This is a genomic window from Erythrobacter donghaensis (assembly GCF_001557325.1).
In the GTDB taxonomy this organism is placed as follows: Bacteria; Pseudomonadota; Alphaproteobacteria; order Sphingomonadales; family Sphingomonadaceae; genus Erythrobacter; species Erythrobacter donghaensis_B.
On record NZ_LSJS01000325.1, the window covers coordinates 1 to 11,154 of the forward strand.

Here is an 11,154-nt window from a genome sequence, read left to right on the forward strand (position 1 = left end):
GTCGGTCTGCGAGGGCGCGGCGCAAGAGCCGCGCCCGCCGCGCCCTCGCAGACCGACTGCGGCGGAACCGGGGATGCCCGCCGCGCCTGACCGGCGCGGGGCTTGAACGCGCGTCACAAGCCTGTCACTCCCCTTCCCCCATGAACGCCCGATTCCTTGGCCTGCTGGCTGCCGCCGGCACTCTCGCCCTCATTGCCCCCGCCCTCGCGCAGGATGCGCCCAAGATGGAGGCCGCCGCCAAACCTTCGCCCGAGGCGCAGGTGCGCTCGCGCGATCTCGTCGGCACCTTCGGGGGGCAGCGCATCGCCTACAAGGCGACCATTGCCGACACGATCCTGTCGGACGAGGCAGGCAAGGCCGAGGCGGTGATCGTCACCACCTCCTATGTGAAGACCCCGGCAGACCCCAACCGCCCGGTGTTCTTCCTCTTCAATGGCGGGCCGGGCTCGGGCTCGGTGTGGTTGCAGATGGGCGCTTTCGGGCCCAAGCGCGTCGCCATCCCGAGCGATGCGAGGGACGACGGCGCGCCGCCCTACCCGTTGCTCGACAATCCCGACAGCCTGCTCGATGTCGCCGACCTCGTGTTCATCGACCCGCCGGGGACGGGGTTCAGCTATCTGACGCCGGGAACCGATCCCAAGAAGTATTACGGGTTGCGGCAGGACGCGCGCGCCGTCGCGCAGGTGATCCGGCGCTGGCTTGCCGATAATGGCCGCTGGGCCTCGCCGAAATACCTCGGCGGCGAGAGCTACGGCACCAGCCGCACGGCGATGGTCGTGGATGAGCTGGAAGGCTCGACCTACAATGATGTCGGATTGAACGGGCTGGTGCTGATCTCGACAATTCTCGACTTCGCGGGCCGCGAACCCACGCCGGGCAACGAGCTCGCCTATATCGTCACCCTGCCCAACATGGCCGCCGCCGCCTGGTATCACGGCAAGGTCGAGGCGCCGTCGGTGGAGGCGATCGTGGCCGAGGCGCGGGCCTTCGCGATCGGGCCTTTCGCCACCGCGCTTCTGAAGGGCGAGGACTTGCCCGCCGAGGAACGCGCGGCGGTGAGGAAGGAACTCGCCCGCCTCACCGGCCTTTCCGAAACCTATCTCGATCAGGCCAACCTGCGCGTCACCGACCAGCGCTTCTACAAGGAGCTGCTGCGCGACCGGGGGCTCACCATCGGGCGGCTCGACGCGCGCTACACCGGCAAGGACTACGACAATGCCGGCGAGACGCCCGATGACGATCCGAGCTTCTACGGGATCGACGCGGGCTACACCGCCGCGATCAACATCTGGTCGCGCGAGACGCTGGGCTACCGGACCGACCGCCACTACCAGGCGATCGGCAATGTCGGCGGGCAGTGGGACTGGTCGCTGGGCGGCGGGGGGCGCGGGGCCTATCTCAACATCGCCCCGCTGATCGGCCAGGCGATGCGCCAGAACAGCGGCCTCAGGGTGTTCAACGCGCAAGGCTATTACGATTTCGCCACGCCCTTCTTCGGCGCGGAATATTCCCTGAAGCGCGCCGGGATACCGCAGGACCGGATCACGTGGAAATATTACGGCGCAGGGCACATGATGTATGTCCGCGACGAGGACCGGGCGAAGCTCTCGGCCGACATCCGCGACTTCATCCGCGCGCGATGAGGGGGCCGCTCGCGCTCGCTGCGCTCGGCCTCGCGGGTCTGGCGGGGTGCAAGCCGCCGCCGACCGACAGCGCTGCGGCGCGGGTCTCGCTGCTCGCACCGGTCGACGGCCCCTCGGCCCCGATCGCCTCGCCCGACGTGACCGGCGCGGTGTGGGCGAGCACGGCCAACCCCTTGCGGCTGGTCTACGGCGTGCCGGGCCAGCCGGTGCTGCTCGCGCTCGAGTGCCTCGATCCCGGGGGCGCCGAGGCACGGCTGAAGATCACCCGCCACGCCCCCGCCGATCCGGGCGCGAGCGCGCTCCTCGCGCTGATCGGCAACGGCTATATCGGGCGCTTTCCCGTCGAGGCGGCGAGCCTCAGGGGCCAGCGGGTGTGGGCGGGCGAGGTGCCCGCGCTCACCCCTGAATGGGACGCCTTGAAGCCCGAGCGCGAGGCGACGGTGACGGTGCCGGGTGCGGGGCTGGTGCGGCTCAACCCGAGTCCGTTGCCGATGGCGCTGGTCGAGGCGTGCCGGGGCGAGCCGGAGCCGCCGGAGCCGGTCATCCCGCCGACGGGATCAGCGGCCCGCTGAGGCCTTCTCCGCCAGCAGATCGGGGGTCAGCACCTGCGGCAATTGCTCGGGGCTGGCAGCGCCGGGCGCATACCACAGGTAGAGCGGCACGCCCGCCGCGCCCTGCTCGGTCAGGAACTGCGTGATCGCCGCATCGCGCCGCGTCCAGTCGCCCACGATCGTCACCACCCCCGCCTTCTCGAAGGCCGCACGGGTGCTCTCGCGCTCGATCGAGGAGGCCTCGTTGACCTTGCAGGTCACGCACCAGTCGGCAGTGAAGTAGAGGAACACCGGCTTGCCACTCGCACGCGCGGCGGCGAGCGTATCGGCACTGAAGGCTTGCGGCGCAAGGATGCTCTCGTGCACCTCGCCCGCCTTGGCCTCGTAGACATTGGGCAGCGCAATCAGCGCAAAGGCGAGGAAGGGCGCGGCGACCAGCCCGAAGGCGGGCCACGCCATCTTGCCCCCGCGCTGCAGCTTGCCGACCACGAACAGCGCCAGCAGCACGCCTGCCACCAGCACCAGCGCGATGATCCCGAAGCTGCGCCCGCCCAGCTGCACCGTCAGCCACACCAGCGCCAGCGCGGTGAGGCCCATCGGGATCGCCATGATCCGCCGGAAGCGCTCCATCCACGCGCCGGGCTTGGGAAGCCTGCGCCGCAAGGGCGGCACGAAGCCGAGCAACAGGAAGGGCAGCGCCAGCCCCAGCCCCAGCAGCGCGAAGAGCAGCAGCGCCTGCGGCACCGGCAGCAGCAGCGCCGCGCCCAGCGCCGCCGCCATGAACGGCCCGGTGCACGGCGTCGCCACGAAGGCCGCGAGCAGCCCGGTCGCGAAGGCCCCGGTCTTCTCGCCGCCCATGCTCACCGAGATCGCAGGGAGTTCGAACAGCCCGGCGAAGTTGGCAGTGATCGCGGCGGCGAGCACCAGCAGGCCGACGACGACGCCGGGCTGCTGCAACTGGAACGCCCAGCCGACCTGCTCGCCCGCCGCCCGCAGCGCGAGCAGCGCCGCGCCCAGCGCCACGCAGGCAAGCACCACGCCCGCGGTATAGGCGAGCCCCTCGGCGCGCGCCTTGGCCTCGCTCTCCCCGGCGCGGGCGAGCGCGATCGCCTTGAGGCTCAGGATCGGGAAGACGCAGGGCATGATGTTGAGGAGAAGGCCGCCGAGCAGCGCGCCCAGCACCAGCGTCCAGAGCGGCGGGGCGGCGGTGTTCCTCGGCCCCGCCACCTGCTCGCCCCCGGTGGGCACCGTGCCGAGATCGGCGGCGAAGCGCACCCCGCTCCCGTCCCCGAAAGCGAGGATGCCGGACAGCGCCTCGGCCTTGCCCGACCCGAACTCGTCGAGCGGGATCTCTGCGATCAGCAGGTCGCCCTTGCGCCGGAAGGTCTGCGCGGCGGAATAGGAGACGAGCTGCTTGTTGGCGATGAAGACATAGGGATCGGCAAGCGCCACGCTCTCAGGGATCGGGATCGCCACCCGCAGCGTCTTGCCCGAAATCGCGAAGGCCGCGCGTGCATCGAGCAGCGGCGCGGCCTCGGCCCGCCAGCGCGCGAAATCGCCGCCCGCCGCCGCAGACAGCCGCGCGAATTGCGGCACGCAGATCTGGTCGGTGCAGGCGAGGTAATCGACCGTGCCCCCGACCGGCCCGGTAAAGTTCTTGACGCTCGGCCCCGGGGTGACCGGCACCAGCACGGTGTAGGGGCCTTCATAGACGTGGTTCATCAGGCCCGCGACCACCAGCCGCTTGGGCACCGGATAGCGCGCCTCGCCCACTTCCCAATCGGGCGGCAAGTCGAGCGCAAGCACCATCCCCGCCCCCGCATCGCCGGGGTTCGACCAATAGCCGTGCCACTCCGGCCCCTTGGGCACGAAATGCAGCGCGAGCAGCCACTCCTTGCCCTCGGCAGGCGCGCCTTCGGCATGGAGGGTGACCGCGATATTGTCCGACCCGATCAGCGGATCGGGCGAGGCGCTCTGCTGCGCATGGGCGGGCGCGCCGAGCAGCGCGATGCTTGCGAGGAGTGCAAGCAGCCATGCAGCGAATTGACTGGTCAGGTTCGTGAAGATTCTTGCGTGGCGCACGGGCAACCCTCTAGGCTTGACGCGCCCTATTCGCAATCGGAGCCGCCTCGGTGACAGCAAGATCAGACAATTCCCCCGCGCCCCGCGATCTCGTCATTCTGGGCGGCGGGCTGGTGGGCATGACGCTGGCGCTGGCGGCGGCGAGGAAGGGCCTCTCCAGCCACGTGATCGACCGCGCCGATCCGGCCGAGCTGACCGCGGAAGGCTTCGACGACCGCGCCACCGCGATCTCGACCGCGAGCTGGCACCTGTTCGCCAATATCGGCATCGCCGAGGGGCTCGAGCAATTCGCCTGCGACATCGCCAGCATCGCGGTGACCGACCAGCAGAAGCCCGGCCGCCTCGATTTCGTCCCCGGCGAGGGTGACGGCACGCTCGGGCGGATGTTTCCCAACCGCCGGCTCCGGCTGGCGCTGTTCGAGGCGGCGGCGAGGGAGCCGCTGATCGAATGGACCCCGCTCGCCACGGTCGTCGAGCGCCAGCGCTCCGAATATGGCGTTGCCGCGGTGCTCTCCGACGGGCGCAAGTTCAGGGGCGCGCTGATGGTCGCTGCCGAAGGCCGCCAGTCGCCGACCCGCGATGCGGCGGGCATTGCGATCGCCAAGTGGGACTACAAGCACCGCGCGATCATCTGCGGCCTCACCCACGAAAAGCCGCACGGCAATGTCGCGTGGGAGATCTTCTACCCCGCCGGGCCCTTCGCGCTGCTCCCCTTGAACGACGATGCCGACGGCACCCACCGCTGCTCGCTGGTGTGGACCGTTTCGGAGAGAGATGCGGCAGGGGTGATGAAGCTCGGCGACCGCGCTTTCCTCGCCGAGGTCGAGAAGCGGATGGGCGGGGTGCTGGGCAAGGTGCTGAGCGTCGGCCACCGCTCGTCCTATCCGCTGGGCTTCCACCACACCGCCAAGATCACCGCCGAGCGCCTCGCGCTGATCGGTGACAGCGCCCACGGCATCCACCCGATTGCGGGACAGGGCCTCAACCTCGGCCTGAGGGACGTGGGCGCGCTGGTCGAGGTGCTGGCCGAGGGCGCGCGGCTGGGGCTCGATCCGGGCGACCCCGAAATCCTCAAGCGCTACGAGAACTGGCGCGGGCTCGACAGCTTCATGGTGGCGCTGGCGACCGACGGGCTGACGCGGCTGTTCGGCGTCCCCGGCAGCGCGGCGAGCGCGGTGCGGCGGCTCGGCATGGCGGCGGTGCAGCGCACGCCGCTGCTCAAGCAGTTCTTCATGGACGAGGCGCGCGGGGTCTCGGGCGATCTGCCGGAATTGCTGCGGGGGTGACTTAGCCCTTCCCCGCGGGGAAGGGCTAAGTCACCCCCGCAGCAATTCCGGCAGATCGCCCGAGACCCCGCGCGCCTCGTCCATGAAGAACTGCTTGAGCAGCGGCGTGCGCTGCACCGCCGCCATGCCGAGCCGCCGCACCGCGCTCGCCGCGCTGCCGGGGACGCCGAACAGCCGCGTCAGCCCGTCGGTCGCCAGCGCCACCATGAAGCTGTCGAGCCCGCGCCAGTTCTCGTAGCGCTTGAGGATTTCGGGGTCGCCCGGATCGAGCCCCAGCCGCGCGCCCTCGGCCAGCACCTCGACCAGCGCGCCCACGTCCCTCAGGCCGAGGTTGAGGCCCTGTCCCGCAATCGGGTGGATGCCGTGGGCGCTGTCACCGATCAGCGCGAGGCGCTCGGCGGTGATCTTGGCGGTGTGGTGGAAGCCCAGCGGATAGGACGAGCGGTGGCCGACGCTCAGCACCTTGCCCAGCACCCCGCCCATCCGCTTCTCGACCTCGGCGAGGAAAGCGCGGTCGCCGAGCTTCATCACCCCTGCCGCATCTCTCTCCGAAACGGTCCACACCAGCGAGCAGCGGTGGGTGCCGTCGGCATCGTCGTTCAAGGGGAGCAGCGCGAAGGGCCCGGCGGGGTAGAAGATCTCCCACGCGACATTGCCGTGCGGCTTTTCGTGGGTGAGGCCGCAGATGATCGCGCGGTGCTTGTAGTCCCACTTGGCGATCGCAATGCCCGCCGCATCGCGGGTCGGCGACTGGCGGCCTTCGGCAGCGACCATCAGCGCGCCCCTGAACTTGCGCCCGTCGGAGAGCACCGCGGCAACGCCATATTCGGAGCGCTGGCGCTCGACGACCGTGGCGAGCGGGGTCCATTCGATCAGCGGCTCCCTCGCCGCCGCCTCGAACAGCGCCAGCCGGAGCCGGCGGTTGGGAAACATCCGCCCGAGCGTGCCGTCACCCTCGCCGGGGACGAAATCGAGGCGGCCGGGCTTCTGCTGGTCGGTCACCGCGATGCTGGCGATGTCGCAGGCGAATTGCTCGAGCCCCTCGGCGATGCCGATATTGGCGAACAGGTGCCAGCTCGCGGTCGAGATCGCGGTGGCGCGGTCGTCGAAGCCTTCCGCGGTCAGCTCGGCCGGATCGGCGCGGTCGATCACGTGGCTGGAGAGGCCCTTCCTCGCCGCCGCCAGCGCCAGCGTCATGCCCACCAGCCCGCCGCCCAGAATGACGAGATCGCGGGGCGCGGGGGAATTGTCTGATCTTGCTGTCACCGAGGCGGCTCCGATTGCGAATAGGGCGCGTCAAGCCTAGAGGGTTGCCCGTGCGCCACGCAAGAATCTTCACGAACCTGACCAGTCAATTCGCTGCATGGCTGCTTGCACTCCTCGCAAGCATCGCGCTGCTCGGCGCGCCCGCCCATGCGCAGCAGAGCGCCTCGCCCGATCCGCTGATCGGGTCGGACAATATCGCGGTCACCCTCCATGCCGAAGGCGCGCCTGCCGAGGGCAAGGAGTGGCTGCTCGCGCTGCATTTCGTGCCCAAGGGGCCGGAGTGGCACGGCTATTGGTCGAACCCCGGCGATGCGGGGGCGGGGATGGTGCTTGCGCTCGACTTGCCGCCCGATTGGGAAGTGGGCGAGGCGCGCTATCCGGTGCCCAAGCGGCTGGTGGTCGCGGGCCTGATGAACCACGTCTATGAAGGCCCCTACACCGTGCTGGTGCCGGTCACCCCGGGGCCGAGCGTCAAGAACTTTACCGGGCCGGTCGGGGGCACGGTCGATTACCTCGCCTGCACCGACCAGATCTGCGTGCCGCAATTCGCGCGGCTGTCTGCGGCGGCGGGCGGCGATTTCGCGCGCTGGCGGGCCGAGGCCGCGCCGCTGCTCGATGCACGCGCGGCCTTCGCGATTTCGGGCAAGACGCTGCGGGTGGCGATCCCGATCCCTGAGAGCGTGGCGCTTGCCGATCCCTATGTCTTCATCGCCAACAAGCAGCTCGTCTCCTATTCCGCCGCGCAGACCTTCCGGCGCAAGGGCGACCTGCTGATCGCAGAGATCCCGCTCGACGAGTTCGGGTCGGGCAAGGCCGAGGCGCTGTCCGGCATCCTCGCTTTCGGGGACGGGAGCGGGGTGCGCTTCGCCGCCGATCTCGGCACGGTGCCCACCGGGGGCGAGCAGGTGGCGGGGCCGAGGAACACCGCCGCCCCGCCGCTCTGGACGCTGGTGCTGGGCGCGCTGCTCGGCGGCCTTCTCCTCAACATCATGCCCTGCGTCTTCCCGATCCTGAGCCTCAAGGCGATCGCGCTCGCCCGCGCCGGGGAGAGCGAGGCCAAGGCGCGCGCCGAGGGGCTCGCCTATACCGCGGGCGTGGTGCTTGCCTGCGTGGCGCTGGGCGCGGCGCTGCTCGCGCTGCGGGCGGCGGGCGAGCAGGTCGGCTGGGCGTTCCAGTTGCAGCAGCCCGGCGTCGTCGTCGGCCTGCTGGTGCTCGCCGCCGCGATCACTGCCAACTTCGCCGGGCTGTTCGAACTCCCTGCGATCTCGGTGAGCATGGGCGGCGAGAAGACCGGGGCCTTCGCGACCGGGCTGCTCGCGGCCTTCGTGGCGACGCCGTGCACCGGGCCGTTCATGGCGGCGGCGCTGGGCGCGGCGCTGCTGCTGCCGGTGCCGCAGGCGCTGCTGCTCTTCGCGCTGCTGGGGCTGGGGCTGGCGCTGCCCTTCCTGTTGCTCGGCTTCGTGCCGCCCTTGCGGCGCAGGCTTCCCAAGCCCGGCGCGTGGATGGAGCGCTTCCGGCGGATCATGGCGATCCCGATGGGCCTCACCGCGCTGGCGCTGGTGTGGCTGACGGTGCAGCTGGGCGGGCGCAGCTTCGGGATCATCGCGCTGGTGCTGGTGGCAGGCGTGCTGCTGGCGCTGTTCGTGGTCGGCAAGCTGCAGCGCGGGGGCAAGATGGCGTGGCCCGCCTTCGGGCTGGTCGCCGCGCCCTTCCTCGCCTTTGCGCTGATTGCGCTGCCCAATGTCTACGAGGCCAAGGCGGGCGAGGTGCACGAGAGCATCCTTGCGCCGCAAGCCTTCAGTGCCGATACGCTCGCCGCCGCGCGTGCGAGTGGCAAGCCGGTGTTCCTCTACTTCACTGCCGACTGGTGCGTGACCTGCAAGGTCAACGAGGCCTCCTCGATCGAGCGCGAGAGCACCCGTGCGGCCTTCGAGAAGGCGGGGGTGGTGACGATCGTGGGCGACTGGACGCGGCGCGATGCGGCGATCACGCAGTTCCTGACCGAGCAGGGCGCGGCGGGCGTGCCGCTCTACCTGTGGTATGCGCCCGGCGCTGCCAGCCCCGAGCAATTGCCGCAGGTGCTGACCCCCGATCTGCTGGCGGAGAAGGCCTCAGCGGGCCGCTGATCCCGTCGGCGGGATGACCGGCTCCGGCGGCTCCGGCTCGCCCCGGCACGCCTCGACCAGCGCCATCGGCAACGGACTCGGGTTGAGCCGCACCAGCCCCGCACCCGGCACCGTCACCGTCGCCTCGCGCTCGGGCTTCAAGGCGTCCCATTCAGGGGTGAGCGCGGGCACCTCGCCCGCCCACACCCGCTGGCCCCTGAGGCTCGCCGCCTCGACGGGAAAGCGCCCGATATAGCCGTTGCCGATCAGCGCGAGGAGCGCGCTCGCGCCCGGATCGGCGGGGGCGTGGCGGGTGATCTTCAGCCGTGCCTCGGCGCCCCCGGGATCGAGGCACTCGAGCGCGAGCAGCACCGGCTGGCCCGGCACGCCGTAGACCAGCCGCAAGGGGTTGGCCGTGCTCGCCCACACCGCGCCGGTCACGTCGGGCGAGGCGATCGGGGCCGAGGGGCCGTCGACCGGTGCGAGCAGCGAGACCCGCGCCGCAGCGCTGTCGGTCGGCGGCGGCTTGCACCCCGCCAGACCCGCGAGGCCGAGCGCAGCGAGCGCGAGCGGCCCCCTCATCGCGCGCGGATGAAGTCGCGGATGTCGGCCGAGAGCTTCGCCCGGTCCTCGTCGCGGACATACATCATGTGCCCTGCGCCGTAATATTTCCACGTGATCCGGTCCTGCGGTATCCCGGCGCGCTTCAGGGAATATTCCGCGCCGAAGAAGGGCGTGGCGAAATCGTAATAGCCTTGCGCGTTGAACACCCTGAGGCCGCTGTTCTGGCGCATCGCCTGGCCGATCAGCGGGGCGATGTTGAGATAGGCCCCGCGCCCCCCGCCGCCCAGCGACCAGTCCCACTGCCCGCCGACATTGCCGATCGCCTGGTAGTGGCGGTCGGTCCGGTAGCCCAGCGTCTCGCGCGACCAGATGTTGATCGCGGCGGTGTAGCCCGCGTCGATCCCGTAGAAGCTCGGATCGTCATCGGGCGTCTCGCCGGCATTGTCGTAGTCCTTGCCGGTGTAGCGCGCGTCGAGCCGCCCGATGGTGAGCCCCCGGTCGCGCAGCAGCTCCTTGTAGAAGCGCTGGTCGGTGACGCGCAGGTTGGCCTGATCGAGATAGGTTTCGGAAAGGCCGGTGAGGCGGGCGAGTTCCTTCCTCACCGCCGCGCGTTCCTCGGCGGGCAAGTCCTCGCCCTTCAGAAGCGCGGTGGCGAAAGGCCCGATCGCGAAGGCCCGCGCCTCGGCCACGATCGCCTCCACCGACGGCGCCTCGACCTTGCCGTGATACCAGGCGGCGGCGGCCATGTTGGGCAGGGTGACGATATAGGCGAGCTCGTTGCCCGGCGTGGGTTCGCGGCCCGCGAAGTCGAGAATTGTCGAGATCAGCACCAGCCCGTTCAATCCGACATCATTGTAGGTCGAGCCTTCCAGCTCATCCACGACCATCGCCGTGCGGCTGGTGCCGTAGCTCTCGCCGCCGAGGTATTTCGGCGAGGCCCAGCGGCCATTATCGGCAAGCCAGCGCCGGATCACCTGCGCGACGGCGCGCGCGTCCTGCCGCAACCCGTAATACTTCTTGGGATCGGTTCCCGGCGTCAGATAGCTGAACCCCGTCCCCGGCGGGTCGATGAACACGAGGTCGGCGACATCGAGCAGGCTGTCGGGATTGTCGAGCAACGGGTAGGGCGGCGCGCCGTCGTCCCTCGCATCGCTCGGGATGGCGACGCGCTTGGGCCCGAAAGCGCCCATCTGCAACCACACCGAGCCCGAGCCCGGCCCGCCATTGAAGAGGAAGAACACCGGGCGGTTGGGGTCTGCCGGGGTCTTCACATAGGAGGTGGTGACGATCACCGCCTCGGCCTTGCCTGCCTCGTCCGACAGGATCGTGTCGGCAATGGTCGCCTTGTAGGCGATGCGCTGCCCCCCGAAGGTGCCGACGAGATCGCGCGAGCGCACCTGCGCCTCGGGCGAAGGTTTGGCGGCGGCCTCCATCTTGGGCGCATCCTGCGCGAGGGCGGGGGCAATGAGGGCGAGAGTGCCGGCGGCAGCCAGCAGGCCAAGGAATCGGGCGTTCATGGGGGAAGGGGAGTGACAGGCTTGTGACGCGCGTTCAAGCCCCGCGCCGGTCAGGCGCGGCGGGCATCCCCGGTTCCGCCGCAGTCGGTCTGCGAGGGCGCGGCGGGCGCGGCTCTTGCGCCGCGCCCTCGCAGACCGAC

The 11,154-nt window shown here is 70.5% G+C and carries 8 protein-coding genes; 4 read left to right on the forward strand and 4 right to left on the reverse strand.

Features of this window, described 5'->3' with window-relative positions:
- The first annotated feature begins 140 nt into the window (after window positions 1-140).
- Window positions 141-1,643, forward strand: coding sequence for a S10 family peptidase (locus AX692_RS18580; protein ID WP_073973618.1), 1,503 nt, complete (start codon window positions 141-143; stop codon window positions 1,641-1,643).
- Entirely contained in the window at window positions 1,640-2,215 is a 576-nt protein-coding gene (locus AX692_RS18575; RefSeq protein ID WP_073973617.1) for a hypothetical protein, read from the forward strand. The genes AX692_RS18580 and AX692_RS18575 overlap by 4 nt, the downstream gene beginning before the upstream one ends.
- Here the strand turns inward: AX692_RS18575 and AX692_RS18570 are convergent.
- The gene (locus AX692_RS18570) at window positions 2,201-4,276 is read right to left on the reverse strand and encodes a protein-disulfide reductase DsbD family protein (protein WP_155644883.1); all 2,076 of its coding nucleotides are present in this window, start codon (window positions 4,274-4,276) and stop codon (window positions 2,201-2,203) included. The two genes, AX692_RS18575 and AX692_RS18570, sit on opposite strands and share 15 nt — an antisense overlap.
- A 50-nt stretch (window positions 4,277-4,326) precedes the next feature.
- On the opposite strand from AX692_RS18570, the gene AX692_RS18565 reads away from it, so the two are divergent.
- Window positions 4,327-5,562, forward strand: a complete 1,236-nt coding sequence (locus AX692_RS18565; protein ID WP_073973616.1) for a UbiH/UbiF/VisC/COQ6 family ubiquinone biosynthesis hydroxylase — start codon at window positions 4,327-4,329, stop codon at window positions 5,560-5,562.
- Window positions 5,563-5,592: 30 nt separating this feature from the next.
- Here the strand turns inward: AX692_RS18565 and AX692_RS18560 are convergent, their stop codons facing one another.
- Window positions 5,593-6,828 carry a UbiH/UbiF/VisC/COQ6 family ubiquinone biosynthesis hydroxylase gene (locus AX692_RS18560; protein ID WP_073973616.1) on the reverse strand — a complete coding sequence of 412 codons (1,236 nt, stop codon included), beginning with the start codon at window positions 6,826-6,828 and terminating at the stop codon, window positions 5,593-5,595.
- A 50-nt stretch (window positions 6,829-6,878) separates the two neighbouring features.
- Between AX692_RS18560 and AX692_RS18555 the strand changes: the two genes are divergently transcribed.
- Window positions 6,879-8,954 (forward strand): protein-disulfide reductase DsbD family protein, encoded by a 2,076-nt coding sequence (locus tag AX692_RS18555; protein ID WP_155644883.1) that lies wholly within the window; start codon window positions 6,879-6,881, stop codon window positions 8,952-8,954.
- Here the strand turns inward: AX692_RS18555 and AX692_RS18550 are convergent.
- Both AX692_RS18550 and AX692_RS18545 read right to left on the reverse strand, forming a co-directional pair.
- Window positions 8,940-9,515, reverse strand: a complete 576-nt coding sequence (locus AX692_RS18550) for a hypothetical protein (RefSeq protein WP_073973617.1) — start codon at window positions 9,513-9,515, stop codon at window positions 8,940-8,942. The two genes, AX692_RS18555 and AX692_RS18550, sit on opposite strands and share 15 nt — an antisense overlap.
- Window positions 9,512-11,014, reverse strand: a complete 1,503-nt coding sequence (locus AX692_RS18545) for a S10 family peptidase (RefSeq protein ID WP_073973618.1) — start codon at window positions 11,012-11,014, stop codon at window positions 9,512-9,514. The genes AX692_RS18550 and AX692_RS18545 overlap by 4 nt, the downstream gene beginning before the upstream one ends.
- Between the last annotated feature and the right edge of the window lie 140 nt (window positions 11,015-11,154).